Raw genomic sequence first — 13,636 nt, forward strand, 5'->3', positions numbered from 1 at the left:
CTCACCAGCCCCGGTCGCGCCACTCCGCGAGGTGCGGACGCTCCGCGCCGAGCGTCGAGTCCTTGCCGTGACCGGGGTAGAACCAGGTCTCGTCGGGGAGCCGGCCGAAGATCTTCCGCTCGACGTCGTCGATCAGGTTCGTGAACGCGTCATCGTCCCCGAACGTCCCACCGACGCCGCCCGGGAACAGGCTGTCGCCGGTGAACAGGTGCGGCACGCCCCCGGTGGGCCGCTCGTCGAAGAGCAGGCAGATCGAACCGGGCGTGTGCCCGGTGACCCGGATGACCTCGAGGGTGCAGTCGCCGACGGTGATGGTGTCGCCGTCGGTGACGGTGCGGGCGACGGGCACCCCGGTCTGCTCGGTGATGGCCGCGGCGTCCGGCTCGCCGGCCACGACCTCCGCGCCCGTTGCCGCGACGACGTCGGCCAGCGCCCGGTGGTGGTCCCAGTGCTGGTGCGTCGTGACCACGGTGGTCAGGCCGCCGTCGCCGACCAGCTCGAGCAGCACGCCGGGCTCGTCGGCCGCGTCCACCAGCAGCTGCTCGCCGGTCCTGCGGCAGCACAGCAGGTAGGCGTTGTTCGCCATCTTCTCGTCGACCGCCACCTTCGTGATCGACATCGCGGGCAGGTCGCGGACGGCCGCGGGCCCGCCCGGCGTCACGTCACCCGTGTACTCGGCCTCGTCGCTGGCGGTCATCGACCCTCCATCCTCGGCAGCTCGCCTTCCGAGCACGACAGTACGTCGCCCGGGTCGCGGCCCGTCGCCCACCAGGCGAGCGCGGAGGCCGGGCCGGTCACGGTCACGGCACCGGGCGCGGGGGAGCCGAAGGCCCACTCGCGGCCGAGGTCGCTCGCCTGCGCCACGAAGCCGGGACCGGAGACGTAGCGGGGGGCGTCGTTGTCGAGGAGCTCGAGGACGGTCTCGGCCGGCCAGTCGCCGTGCGTGTAGCCGGTCTCGAGGTCGGCGTGGTGGATCTCGACCTCGCGGAGCCGCAGGCCCGGGACCGCGGCGGCCGGGATCACGGTGCCACCGGGAGTGCGCTCGAAGGTCGCGCCGGGCTCGAGGTCGGCCAGCCGGGCAAGGGCGTCCGCGAAGAGCGCGGCCGACGTCCGGAGCCGCTCCCGGATCGCCTCCGGCGGCTCCAGGGCCAACGCCTCGATGTCCGCCGTCCGCCCCTCCGCCGAGCGGTAGGCGGTGGCGGGCCGGCCGTCCGCGAGCGCCAGCACGGCGCCCCCGAACCCCTCGGCGTTCAGTGCCACGTGGCCCAGGACGTGGGCCCGCGACCAGCCCGTGCAGAGGCTCGGGGCGCTCCAGTCGGGGTCGGGGAGGCGGTCGGCGGTCTCCAGCAGCCGCGCGGTCGCGGCGTCGATGGCGCTCGTCACGCGTCCATCATGCCGGGTTGTCGGCGCCCGTCCGTAGGGTTGGGGGCGTGGCCGACCAGCTCATCATCCGAGGCGCCCGGGAGCACAACCTCAAGGACGTCTCGATCGACCTGCCCCGCGACTCCCTCATCGTGTTCACCGGCCTCTCCGGGTCCGGCAAGTCCAGCCTCGCCTTCGACACGATCTTCGCCGAGGGCCAGCGTCGCTACGTGGAGTCGCTGTCGGCGTACGCCCGCCAGTTCCTGGGCCAGATGGACAAGCCCGACGTCGACTTCATCGAGGGCCTGAGCCCGGCCGTCTCGATCGACCAGAAGTCGACCTCACGCAACCCGCGGTCGACCGTCGGCACCATCACCGAGGTCTACGACTACCTCCGCCTGCTCTACGCCCGGGCGGGCCGGCCGCACTGCCCGACCTGCGGCGCCCCGATCGAGCGGCAGACGCCGCAGCAGATCGTCGACCGGGTGCTCGCGCTCGAGGAGGGCCAGCGGTTCCAGGTGCTGGCGCCGGTCGTCCGCGGCCGCAAGGGGGAGTACGTCGAGCTGTTCAAGCAGCTGCAGACCCAGGGGTTCTCCCGGGCCCGGGTCGACGGCGAGATCCACACCCTCGACGACCCGCCGAAGCTGGACAAGAAGCTCAAGCACACGATCGAGGTGGTCGTCGACCGGCTCAAGGTCGCCGAGTCGTCCAAGCGCCGGCTCACCGACTCCGTGGAGACCGCCCTCGGCCTGTCCGGCGGCCTGGTGCTCCTCGACTTCGTCGACCTCGACCCCAAGGACCCGCAGCGCGAGCACCGCTACAGCGAGAAGATGGCGTGCCCCAACGAGCACCCCATCGACACCGACGAGCTCGAGCCGCGGTCGTTCTCGTTCAACAGCCCGTTCGGCGCCTGCCCGGCGTGCGCCGGCCTCGGCACCCGGATGGAGGTGGACCCCGAGCTGGTCGTCCCCGACCCGACGGCGACCCTGGCCGAGGGCGCGCTGCAGCCGTGGAGCCACGCCCACGTCGCCGACTACTTCGGCAAGCTCCTGATCGCGCTCGGCGAGGAGCTCGGCTTCGACGTCGACACCCCGTGGGAGCAGCTGCCGGCGAGGTCCCAGCGCGCGATCCTCGACGGGCACCCGACCAAGGTGCACGTCGTCACCCGCAACCGCTACGGACGCCAGCGCTCCTACTACGCGGAGTTCGAGGGCGTGCGCAAGTACGTCGAGCGCCGCCACCGCGAGGCCGAGTCCGACGTCAGCCGCGAGCGGTTCGAGGGCTTCATGCGCGAGGTGCCGTGCCCGACCTGCAACGGCAGCCGGCTCAAGCCGGTCTCCATGGCGGTCACCCTGGGCGCTCGTGAGGCGGGCGGCCGCAACATCGCGGAGGTCTGCGCCCTCCCGATCAACGAGGCCTCCGACTACCTGCGCAACCTCGACCTGAGCACCCGCGAGCGTCAGATCGGGGAGCGGGTCCTCAAGGAGATCCAGGAGCGCCTGCAGTTCCTGCTCGACGTCGGCCTCGACTACCTCACGCTCGACCGGCCCTCCGGGTCGCTGTCCGGCGGCGAGGCGCAGCGGATCCGGCTCGCGACCCAGATCGGGGCGGGCCTGGTCGGCGTCCTCTACGTCCTCGACGAGCCGTCGATCGGGCTCCACCAGCGCGACAACCACCGGCTGATCGAGACGCTGGTCCGGCTCAAGGAGCTCGGGAACACGCTCATCGTGGTCGAGCACGACGAGGACACGATCAAGGTCGCCGACTGGATCGTCGACATCGGCCCCGGAGCCGGCGAGCACGGCGGCCAGGTGGTTCACTCCGGCACCGTCGCCGGCCTGCTGGCACACCCCGACTCGATGACCGGGCAGTACCTCTCCGGCCGCCGCGAGATCGCGGTGCCCGCCGTACGCCGGCCGCGCACCGTCGGCCGCGAGCTGACGGTCGTCGGGGCCAAGGAGCACAACCTCCGCAACATCGACGTGACCTTCCCGCTCGGGCTGTTCGTCGCGGTCACCGGCGTGTCCGGCTCCGGCAAGTCCACGCTGGTCAACGACATCCTCTACACCTCGCTGGCCAAGCAGATCTACAACTCCCGCACCATCCCCGGGCGGCACCAGAAGATCACCGGGCTCGAGCACGTCGACAAGGTGATCCACGTCGACCAGGGCCCGATCGGGCGCACACCGCGGTCCAACCCGGCGACCTACACCGGCGTCTTCGACCACATCCGCAAGCTGTTCGCCTCGACACCCGAGGCCAAGGTGCGCGGCTACCAGCAGGGCCGGTTCTCGTTCAACGTCAAGGGCGGCCGCTGCGAGGCGTGCGCCGGCGACGGGACGATCAAGATCGAGATGAACTTCCTGCCCGACGTCTACGTCCCGTGCGAGGTCTGCCACGGCGCCCGCTACAACCGCGAGACGCTCGAGGTGCACTACAAGGGCAAGACCATCGCCGAGGTCCTCGACATGCCGATCGAGGAGGCACTCGACTTCTTCGGCGCGGTGCCGGCGATCGCCCGGCACATGAAGACGCTGGTGGAGGTGGGCCTCGGCTACGTCCGGCTCGGCCAGCCGGCGACCACGCTCTCCGGCGGCGAGGCCCAGCGGGTCAAGCTGTCGACCGAGCTGCAGAAGCGGTCGACCGGGCGCACGCTCTACGTCCTGGACGAGCCGACCACCGGTCTGCACTTCGAGGACATCCGCAAGCTCCTGGGGGTGCTGTCCTCGCTGGTCGACAAGGGCAACTCGGTGCTGGTGATCGAGCACAACCTCGACGTCATCAAGACCGCGGACTGGATCGTCGACATGGGCCCGGAGGGCGGCAGTCGCGGCGGGACGGTCGTCGCCGAGGGCACACCCGAGGAGGTCGCCGCCCACCCGGACAGCTTCACCGGGCAGTTCCTCAAGCCGCTGCTCGACGGACGTGAAGCCGCGCAGCCGAAGCGGAGGCGCTCGGCACCGGCGGAGCCGGCCACGAGGACCGCGGCCCGGAAGCCCGCCAAGAAGGCCGCCGCGAGGACGGCCAAGAAGGCGACCACCCGCCGGCGCACAGGTTGAGCACAGAAACGTTGTCTAACCTCTCCCGCATGACCTCACCGCTCAGCCGGCGGCAGGCGATCGCCGGAGCGACGGCGGCCGCCGTCGGCGTCCCGCTGCTCGCCGCGTGCTCCTCCGGATCCGGTTCGGGCACGGACAGCACCGGGGGCAGCGGCGGTGCGAACGGCGGCGGAGCCCCGGAGCAGAAGGCCGGCGCCGCCCTGGTCGCGACGGCCGACGTGCCCGTGGGCGGCGGCGTCATCCTGTCGGGCCCGGGGCTCGTGGTTACCCAGCCGAGCCAGGGCGAGTTCAAGGCGTTCTCCTCGACCTGCACGCACGCGGGGTGCACGGTGAGCCAGGTCAGCGGGGGTGAGATCGTCTGCCCGTGCCACGGCAGCCAGTTCTCGATCACCGACGGCTCGGTCGACGGCGGCCCGGCCCCGTCCCCGCTGCCGTCGGTCGCGGTGCAGGTGAAGGGCGACCAGGTCGTCGCAGGGTGATCGGCCGCGCGGTCGTTGCCGCGGCCGCCGCGACGCTGCTGACGGCCTGCTCGGGCACCAGCGCTCCGGACGCGCCCGAGGCCGGCCGCGCCCTGGGGCGGACGAGCAGTTCCCCGCGCACCGATCAGCCGTCCGGGCGGCCCTCGCCCTCGCCCTCGCCCTCGGCCTCGGCTTCGGCCTCGGGCTCGGGCTCCCGGTCCACCACGGCGCCGCGGGCCAGCCGGACCACGCAGCCGGCCGACCCGCGCTGGCGGTTCTACACCGACGACCACCACTGGTACCGATCGCCGTGGTTCGCAGGCCGGCACCAGGTGATGGTGCCGTTCGGCTGCACGGCCGCGCCCTACTACGACGCCGACCCCGCGTGCCCGGACGGCCACGGCAAGCACCACGGCATCGACGTCGCCATGCCGTGCGGCACGGCGCTTCTCGCGGCACGTCCCGCGACCGTCCTCGACCACTCAGCGCTCGGGTCGGCGTACGGCGTCGACCCGGTGCTGCTGCGCGTCGGCGACCAGGACGTGGTCATCGGCCACACCGTGCACGTCTTCGTGCAGCCGGGCGACCGCCTGGCGGCGGGGGAGCGGTTCGCCCTCGCCGGCGACTCGGGCGCGCCGGACGGGTGCCACCTGCACTTCGAGGTGCGGCCCGAGGGCGGTGACTACACCGACGCCGTCGACCCTCGGCCACTCCTGCGGCTGACTGTCGCCGGCGCTCCGTAGGGTTGAGGGGTGCCCGACCCAGCAGCAATGGAGAAGCGGGGGCTGTCCTACCGCCCCAAGCCCGGGTCGATACCGACCCAGCCCGGGGTCTACCGGTTCAAGGACGCCAAGGGCCGGGTGATCTACGTCGGCAAGGCCATCAACCTGCGGGCGCGGCTGTCGTCGTACTTCCAGGACATCGCGGGGCTGCACCCGCGCACGGCGACCATGGTGACCACGGCGGCGAGCGTCGAGTGGACCGTCGTCAACACCGAGGTCGAGGCGCTCCAGCTGGAGTACTCCTGGATCAAGGAGTTCGACCCGCGGTTCAACGTGAAGTACCGCGACGACAAGTCCTACCCGTGGCTCGCCGTCACCTACTCCGAAGCGTTCCCGCGGGTGACGGTCGGGCGCGGGGCGAAGCGCCGCGGGACCCGCTACTTCGGTCCCTACAGCCACGCGTGGGCGATCCGGGAGACCGTCGACATCCTGCTCCGCGTGTTCCCGATGCGCTCGTGCAGCAACGGGGTGTTCAAGCGGTCGCAGCAGATCGGCCGGCCCTGCCTGCTCGGCTACATCGACAAGTGCGCGGCACCGTGCGTGGGCAACGTCACCGAGGAGGAGCACCGGCGGATCGTCGACGACTTCTGCGAGTTCATGGCCGGCCGCACGAAGCCGTTCATCCGCCGGATCGAGCAGGAGATGTACGCCGCCAGCGAGCGGCAGGACTACGAGCGGGCGGCGCGGCTGCGCGACGACCTCGGGGCGATGCACAAGGCTCTCGAGAAGCAGGCCGTGGTGCTCGGCGACGGCGCCGACGCCGACGTGATCGCGCTCGCCGAGGACCCGCTCGAGGTGGCGGTCCAGATCTTCTACGTGCGCGGCGGCCGGATCCGTGGCCAGCGCGGCTGGGTCGCCGACCGCACCGACGAGGGCGGCACCGCCGACCTGGTCGCCGACTTCCTGCTCCAGCTCTACGGCGGGCTCGGGCCGGACGAGGCCCGCGACGCCGTGCCGCGGGAGATCCTGGTCCCGGAGCTGCCGCCCGAGGCCCCGGTCTACGAGCAGCTGTTCTCGGAGCTGCGGGGGTCCAGGGTCGCGATCCGCGTGCCCCAGCGCGGCGACAAGCGGACGCTGCAGGAGACCGTCGCCCGCAACGCGACGGAGGGGCTCGCGCTGCACAAGACCCGGCGGGCCAGCGACCTGACCACCCGCAACCGGGCGCTCTCGGAGATCGCGGAGGCGCTGGAGCTCGACGAGGCGCCGCTGCGGATCGAGTGCTACGACGTCTCGCACCTCCAGGGGTCGGAGATCGTCGCCTCGATGGTGGTCTTCGAGGACGGCCTCGCGCGCAAGTCGGAGTACCGCAGGTTCGTCGTGCGCGGGCAGGACGGCTCGGACGACGTACGCGCGATGCACGAGGTGATCACCCGCCGGTTCAAGCGGCTGCTCGACGAGCAGGCGAGCAGCGAGGAGCGGGTCGGTGAGGAGGGTCCGATGCTGGTCGACCCGGACACCGGCAAGCCGCGGAAGTTCGCCTACGCCCCGGGCCTGGTCGTCGTCGACGGCGGGCTGCCGCAGGTCGCTGCCGCCAAGCGGGCGCTGGACGAGCTCGGGATCGACGACGTGCCGGTCTGCGGGCTGGCGAAGCGGCTGGAGGAGGTGTGGCTGCCGGGCCAGGAGGACCCGGTGATCCTGCCGCGCACGTCCGAGGGGCTCTACCTCCTGCAGCGGGTCCGGGACGAGGCGCACCGGTTCGCGATCGCCCACCACCGCTCGCGGCGCTCCAAGTCGATGGTCGAGAGCGTGCTGGACGACGTCCCGGGTCTGGGGGAGGTGCGGCGCAGGACGCTGCTGCGCCACTTCGGGTCGTTGAAGAAGCTGCGCGAGGCCTCCGTCGACCAGATCGCGGAGGTACCCGGGATCGGCCCGCGGATCGCCGAGTCGATCAAGGCCGCCGTCTCGGACGCCGACGTGGCGGCCAAGGGCGGCTCGCGCCAGACTACGGCGCCATGAGCCACGAAGCGGGCGAGCTCGTCGTCGTCACCGGCATGACCGGTGCCGGGCGCAGCACCGCAGCGAAGGAGCTCGAGGATCTCGGCTTCTACGTCGTCGACAACCTGCCGCCGAGCCTGCTGCCGGACGTCGTCCGCCTGGTCGACGAGGGACTGGGCCGGGCCCAGCGCGTCGCCGTCGTGGTCGACGTACGGTCCGGCTCGTTCTTCTCGGGGCTGCAGAGCGCGCTCGCCCACGGCACGACCGGCCGCAACACCACGCTGGTGTTCCTCGACGCGAGCGACGAGGTGCTCGTCCGCCGGCAGGAGGCCGCGCGCCGCCCGCACCCGCTGCAGGAGGGCGGCCGGCTGCTCGACGGCCTCCAGCGCGAGCGCACCGTGCTCGCCGACCTGCGCAGCGAGGCCGACCTGGTGATCGACACCAGCAACCTGAACGTGCACCAGCTCACCGACCGGATCGCCGAGGCGTTCGGCACCCCGGAGACCACCCGGCTGCGGGTCACGCTGATCAGCTTCGGGTTCAAGTACGGCATCCCGGTCGACAGCGACTACGTCGCCGACATGCGGTTCCTGCCCAACCCGCACTGGGTCCCCGAGCTGCGGGCGCACACCGGCCGTGACGCCGACGTGTCCGACTACGTCCTGGGCCGCCCGGGCGCGAAGGAGTTCCTCGACCAGTTCGTGCCGCTGCTGGCAGGCGTCGCGGAGGGATACCTGCGCGAGGGGAAGCGGTTCATGCGGGTGGCCATCGGCTGCACCGGCGGCAAGCACCGCAGCGTCGCGATGAGCGAGGAGATCGCGCGGCGGCTCCAGGACCAGGGGTACGTCGCCCGCGCGCTCCACCGGGACCTGGGACGCGAGTAGGCATGAGCGGCATCCTCGATCCCGGGCCGGTCGACCGCGCGCAGGCGGTCGTCGCGCTCGGCGGCGGGCACGGGTTGCACGCCTCGCTGACCGCGCTGCGGCTCCTGGTCGACGACCTGACCGTGGACGAGCTCACCGCGATCGTCACGGTCGCCGACAACGGCGGCTCGTCCGGCCGGCTACGCGGACAGTTCGGGGTCCTGCCTCCGGGCGACCTGCGGATGGCTCTCGCCGCGCTCTGCGGCGACGACCAGTGGGGCGACACCTGGGCGCGGGTCCTCCAGCACCGGTTCGAGGGCGACGGCGAGATGCGCGGCCACGTCGTGGGCAACCTGCTGATCGTCGGCCTGTGGGAGCTGCTCGGCGACCACGTCGACGCGCTCGACTGGGTCGCCCGGCTGCTCGGCGCGAAGGGCCGCGTGCTGCCGATGGCGGTCACGCCGATGGACATCACCGCCGAGGTCCGCGGCCTGGACGGCGACGACTCCTCGCTGACCGAGGTCCGCGGCCAGGTCCAGGTCGCGACGACCGACGGCGTCATCACCTCCATCGCTCTCGACCCGCCGGACCCTGCGGTGAGCCCGGCTGCCGTGGAGGCGATCCTCCAGGCCGACTGGGCGGTGCTCGGGCCGGGCTCCTGGTTCACCTCGGTCATCCCGCACCTGCTCGTGCCGCAGCTGAGGCAGGCCCTGGTCGCCACGGAGGCGCGGCTGATCGTCGTGCTCAACCTCGGCGAGCAGCCGGGGGAGACCCACGGCTTCGCTCCCGCCGACCACCTCGCCGTGCTCGCGGAGCACGCGCCGGACCTCAGCGTGCACACCGTGATCGCCGACGAGGCGAGTGTCGGCGCCGACCTCCCGGACCTGGAGGCGCTGGCCGCCGCGATGGGTGCGCGCCTGGTGGTGGCCGATGTCGCCCTCGGTGACGGCACCCCGCGACACGATCCGCGGAAGCTCGCGGACGCCTACGCGAAGGTGCTCGCGGGCGCGACCTGAAAAGCCTGGGACTTCGGCTGAGGGTCGTTGACGTGCATGGCAGGATCGTCCACATGGCGATGACGGCACAGGTGAAGGCGGAGCTGGCCAGCACACCGGTCACCAAGGCTTGCTGCCGCAAGGCCGAGGTCGCCTCCACCCTGCGGTTCGCCGGGGGACTGCACATCGTCGCCGGCCGGATCGTGGTCGAGGCCGAGCTCGACACCGGCGCCGCGGCGCGCCGGCTGCGCAAGGACATCGCGGAGATCTACGGTCAGTCCTCCGACGTCGTGATGGTGCAGGGCAACGGCATCCGCAAGGGCAGCCGCTACATCGTCCGGATCGCCAAGGACGGCGAGGCGCTCGCGCGCCAGACCGGCCTGCTCGACCAGCGCGGCCGACCGGTGCGCGGGCTCCCGCCGGCCGTCGTGTCCGGCGGCGCCTGCGACGCGGTCGCCGCGTGGCGCGGCGCGTTCCTGGCCCACGGCTCGCTGACCGAGCCGGGCCGCTCCTCCTCGCTCGAGGTGACCTGTCCCGGGTCCGAGGCCGCCCTGGCGCTCGTCGGCGTCGCGCGGCGGCTCGGGATCCAGTCCAAGGCCCGCGAGGTGCGCGGCGTCGACCGGGTGGTCATCCGGGACGGCGACGCGATCGGCCAGCTGCTCACCCGGCTCGGCGCTCACGAGACGCTGATGGCCTGGGAGGAGCGCCGGATGCGTCGCGAGGTCCGGGCCACGGCCAATCGGCTCGCGAACTTCGACGACGCCAACCTGCGCCGCTCGGCCCGCGCCGCGGTCACCGCCGGCGCCCGCGTCGACCGGGCCATGGAGATCCTCGGCGACGAGGTTCCCGACCACCTGCGGATGGCCGGAGAGTTGCGGCTCCAGCACAAGCAGGCCTCCCTCGAGGAGCTCGGAGCGCTGCACGAGCCGGCCCTGACCAAGGACGCGATCGCAGGCCGGATCCGGCGGCTGCTCGCGATGGCCGACAAGCGGGCCGAGGAGCTCGGGATCCCCGACACCGAGGCCTCGTTGACGCCGGAGATGCTCGCCGGCGAAGCCTGACCCCGTTCACGCTCCCGACGCCTGGGGCGGCTAGGGTCTTCTGGCGGGTGACTGAACACCCGCCAACAGGCGGACGACCAAACGTCCGCCGCGAACAAGGGAGTCCCGGATGACTGTCCGTGTAGGCATCAACGGCTTCGGCCGCATCGGCCGCAACTTCTTCCGCGCGGTGCGCGCGAGTGGCCTCGACATCGAGATCGTGGGCGTGAACGACCTCACTGCCCCCAGCGCGCTGGCGAACCTGCTGAAGTTCGACTCGATCCTCGGCCGGCTCGACGCCGACGTGACGGCGACCGACGCGGCCCTTCGCGTCGGCGACCAGGAGATCTCGGTGACCGCCGAGCGCGACCCGTCCGCCCTCAAGTGGGGCGACCTCGGCGCGGACATCGTCGTCGAGTCCACCGGCTTCTTCACCGACGCCACGAAGGCCCGTGCCCACGTCGACGCCGGGGCCAAGAAGGTCATCATCTCGGCGCCCGCCAAGAACGAGGACATCACGGTCGTGATGGGCGTCAACCACGACCTCTACGACCCCGAGCAGCACACGGTCATCTCCAACGCCTCGTGCACGACCAACTGCCTGGCGCCGATGGCGAAGGCGCTCCACGAGGAGATCGGCATCGTCAAGGGCCTGATGACGACGATCCACGCCTACACCGCGGACCAGAACCTGCAGGACAACATCCACAAGGACCCGCGCCGGGCCCGTGCGGCGGCGCTCAACATGGTGCCGACCTCCACGGGTGCGGCCAAGGCCATCGGCCTGGTGCTGCCCGAGCTCAAGGGGAAGCTGGACGGCTACGCCATGCGGGTCCCCGTGCCGACCGGTTCCGCCACCGACCTGACCTTCGAGGCATCGCGCGAGACGAGCATCGAGGAGGTCAACGCGGCGATCGAGCGCCGTGCCGACGGCCGCTTCCTCAAGTACTCCACGGACCCGCTGGTCTCCACCGACATCGTCACCGACCCGGCGTCCTGCATCTTCGATGCACCCCTCACCAAGGTGAACGGCAACCAGGTCAAGGTCCTGGGCTGGTACGACAACGAGTGGGGCTACTCCAACCGGCTCGCCGACCTGATCGTCCACGTCGGCTCGACGCTCTGACCGCCTGATGGGCGAGTACGCCGGGCTGGGCGAGGTCAGCGGCAAGCGGGTCCTCGTCCGGTCGGACCTCAACGTGCCCCTGGACGGCACGACGATCACCGACGACGGCCGGATCCGCGCCTCGGTGCCGACGATCAAGGCACTGGCGGACGCCGGGGCGCGGGTCGTGGTGACCGCGCACCTCGGCCGTCCCAAGGGTGCGCCCGACCCTGCGTACTCGCTCGCTCCGGTCGCGAGCCGCCTGTCCGAGCTGCTCGGCCAGGAGGTCGCCTTCGCGACCGACACGGTCGGCGACTCGGCGAAGGCGGTCGTCGGCGCGCTCGAGGACGGCCAGGTCGCGCTGCTGGAGAACGTGCGGTTCAACGCCGGCGAGACGTCGAAGAATGACGCCGAGCGCGGCGCCTTCGCCGACCAGCTCGCGGCGCTCGCCGACGCGTTCGTCTCCGACGGCTTCGGCGTCGTCCACCGCAAGCAGGCGAGTGTCTACGACGTCGCCCAGCGGCTCCCGCACGCGATGGGTGCCCTGGTGAAGACCGAGGTCGACGTCCTGCGGCGGCTGACCGTCGACCCCGAGCGGCCCTACGTGGTCGTGCTCGGCGGCTCGAAGGTCTCCGACAAGCTCGGTGTCATCGACAACCTGCTCGGCAAGGCCGACCGGCTGCTCATCGGCGGCGGCATGGTGTTCACCTTCCTCAAGGCCCAGGGCCACGAGGTGGGCAACAGCCTGCTCGAGGAGGACCAGGTCCAGACCTGCCTGGACTACCTCGCCCGCGCGCAGGAGACCGGCGTGGACATCGTCCTGCCCACCGACGTCGTCGTCGCGGACAGCTTCGGCGACGAGGCGTCGGCGCGACCGGTCCCGGCGGACGCGATCCCTGCGGACACGCTGGGGCTCGACATCGGTCCGGACTCCGCGGCCGCGTTCGCGGCCGCGCTCGCCGACGCGCGCACGGTCTTCTGGAACGGGCCGATGGGCGTGTTCGAGGTCCCGGCGTTCGCCGCGGGCACCCGAGCCGTCGCGGAGGCGCTCACCCGGATCGACGGGCTCTCGGTCGTCGGCGGCGGCGACTCCGCGGCCGCCGTACGGACGCTCGGCTTCGACGAGGCCACATTCGGCCACATCTCCACCGGCGGCGGCGCCAGCCTGGAGTACCTCGAGGGCAAGGATCTCCCCGGCATCACGGTCCTGGAGGGCTGACGGACATGGGTCACTCGCGCACGCCGATCATGGCGGGCAACTGGAAGATGAACCTCAACCACCAGGAAGCGGTGGTGCTGGTCCAGAAGCTCGCGTGGACGCTCAACGACAAGCGGCACGACTACGGCAAGGTCGAGGTGGTCGTCCTGCCGCCGTTCACCGACATCCGCAGCGTGCAGACGCTCGTCGACGGCGACCGGCTGCAGATCGAGTACGGCGCGCAGGACGTCTCGGTCCACGAGAGCGGCGCCTTCACCGGGGAGATCTCGGCCGGGATGCTCGCCAAGCTAGGCTGCGCCTACGTCGTCGTCGGGCACTCCGAGCGCCGGCAGTTCCACGCCGAGTCCGACGAGCTGGTCGCCCAGAAGGCCAAGGCGGCGCTCAAGGCCGGGATCACCCCGATCGTGTGCGTCGGCGAGGGCCTGGAGATCCGGCAGGAGGGCACCCACGTGCCCTACTGCACCCAGCAGGTCGTCGGTTCGCTCGCCGGCCTGACCGCGAAGCAGGTCGCCGGGCTGGTCATCGCCTACGAGCCCGTCTGGGCGATCGGCACGGGCGAGGTCGCCACTCCCGACGACGCGCAGGAGGTGTGCGCGGCGCTCCGGGCGCAGGTCCGCGAGTCGTGGGGCGACGAGGCCGCCGGCGCCGTACGCATCCAGTACGGCGGCTCGGTCAAGGCCGCCAACGTGGCCGGGATCATGGCCCAGGCCGATGTCGACGGCTGCCTGGTCGGTGGCGCGAGCCTGCAGGCCGACGAGTTCGGCGGGATCTGCCGCTACTACGACATGCCGGTGCTGGGCTGAGCGAACGCTGACGTA

General features: G+C 72.0%; 12 protein-coding genes. 10 read left to right on the forward strand and 2 right to left on the reverse strand.

Annotated features, from left to right (window positions below; genetic code table 11):
• Position 1: 1 nt before the first annotated feature.
• Both ABD709_RS18420 and ABD709_RS18425 read right to left on the reverse strand, forming a co-directional pair.
• Positions 2 to 697 (reverse strand): MBL fold metallo-hydrolase, encoded by a 696-nt coding sequence (locus ABD709_RS18420; RefSeq protein ID WP_344778163.1) that lies wholly within the window; start codon positions 695 to 697, stop codon positions 2 to 4.
• Positions 694 to 1,383: a maleylpyruvate isomerase family mycothiol-dependent enzyme gene (locus tag ABD709_RS18425; RefSeq protein ID WP_344778165.1), complete on the reverse strand. Its 690-nt coding sequence runs from the start codon at positions 1,381 to 1,383 to the stop codon at positions 694 to 696. Before ABD709_RS18425 ends, ABD709_RS18420 begins: the two co-directional genes overlap by 4 nt.
• 47 nt (positions 1,384 to 1,430) lie before the next feature.
• Here ABD709_RS18425 and uvrA point away from each other — a divergent pair, with 47 nt between their 5' ends.
• From uvrA to tpiA, 10 genes are all read left to right on the forward strand, one after another.
• Entirely contained in the window at positions 1,431 to 4,421 is a 2,991-nt protein-coding gene (gene uvrA, locus ABD709_RS18430) for an excinuclease ABC subunit UvrA (RefSeq protein WP_344778167.1), read from the forward strand.
• A 29-nt stretch (positions 4,422 to 4,450) separates the two neighbouring features.
• On the forward strand, positions 4,451 to 4,900 hold the full coding sequence (locus ABD709_RS18435; protein ID WP_344778169.1) for a Rieske (2Fe-2S) protein: 450 nt from the start codon (positions 4,451 to 4,453) through the stop codon (positions 4,898 to 4,900).
• The gene (locus tag ABD709_RS18440; RefSeq protein ID WP_344778171.1) at positions 4,897 to 5,622 is read left to right on the forward strand and encodes a M23 family metallopeptidase; all 726 of its coding nucleotides are present in this window, start codon (positions 4,897 to 4,899) and stop codon (positions 5,620 to 5,622) included. Before ABD709_RS18435 ends, ABD709_RS18440 begins: the two co-directional genes overlap by 4 nt.
• A 27-nt stretch (positions 5,623 to 5,649) precedes the next feature.
• Positions 5,650 to 7,617 carry an excinuclease ABC subunit UvrC gene (gene uvrC / locus ABD709_RS18445; RefSeq protein WP_344778294.1) on the forward strand — a complete coding sequence of 656 codons (1,968 nt, stop codon included), beginning with the start codon at positions 5,650 to 5,652 and terminating at the stop codon, positions 7,615 to 7,617.
• Positions 7,614 to 8,480 carry an RNase adapter RapZ gene (gene rapZ, locus ABD709_RS18450; protein ID WP_344778173.1) on the forward strand — a complete coding sequence of 289 codons (867 nt, stop codon included), beginning with the start codon at positions 7,614 to 7,616 and terminating at the stop codon, positions 8,478 to 8,480. The genes uvrC and rapZ overlap by 4 nt, the downstream gene beginning before the upstream one ends.
• 2 nt (positions 8,481 to 8,482) lie before the next feature.
• Positions 8,483 to 9,475, forward strand: coding sequence for a gluconeogenesis factor YvcK family protein (locus tag ABD709_RS18455; RefSeq protein ID WP_344778175.1), 993 nt, complete (start codon positions 8,483 to 8,485; stop codon positions 9,473 to 9,475).
• Between the two features lie 53 nt (positions 9,476 to 9,528).
• The gene (whiA, locus tag ABD709_RS18460) at positions 9,529 to 10,515 is read left to right on the forward strand and encodes a DNA-binding protein WhiA (protein ID WP_344778177.1); all 987 of its coding nucleotides are present in this window, start codon (positions 9,529 to 9,531) and stop codon (positions 10,513 to 10,515) included.
• A 109-nt stretch (positions 10,516 to 10,624) separates the two neighbouring features.
• On the forward strand, positions 10,625 to 11,620 hold the full coding sequence (gene gap, locus ABD709_RS18465; RefSeq protein WP_344778179.1) for a type I glyceraldehyde-3-phosphate dehydrogenase: 996 nt from the start codon (positions 10,625 to 10,627) through the stop codon (positions 11,618 to 11,620).
• A 7-nt stretch (positions 11,621 to 11,627) separates the two neighbouring features.
• Positions 11,628 to 12,818 carry a phosphoglycerate kinase gene (locus ABD709_RS18470; RefSeq protein ID WP_344778181.1) on the forward strand — a complete coding sequence of 397 codons (1,191 nt, stop codon included), beginning with the start codon at positions 11,628 to 11,630 and terminating at the stop codon, positions 12,816 to 12,818.
• Between the two features lie 5 nt (positions 12,819 to 12,823).
• Complete coding sequence (gene tpiA / locus ABD709_RS18475; protein ID WP_344778183.1) at positions 12,824 to 13,621, forward strand: triose-phosphate isomerase; 798 nt, start codon at positions 12,824 to 12,826, stop codon at positions 13,619 to 13,621.
• Positions 13,622 to 13,636: the final 15 nt, after the last annotated feature.

It is taken from the genome of Nocardioides panacisoli (assembly GCF_039537325.1).
GTDB classification, from domain to species: domain Bacteria; phylum Actinomycetota; class Actinomycetes; order Propionibacteriales; family Nocardioidaceae; genus Nocardioides; species Nocardioides panacisoli.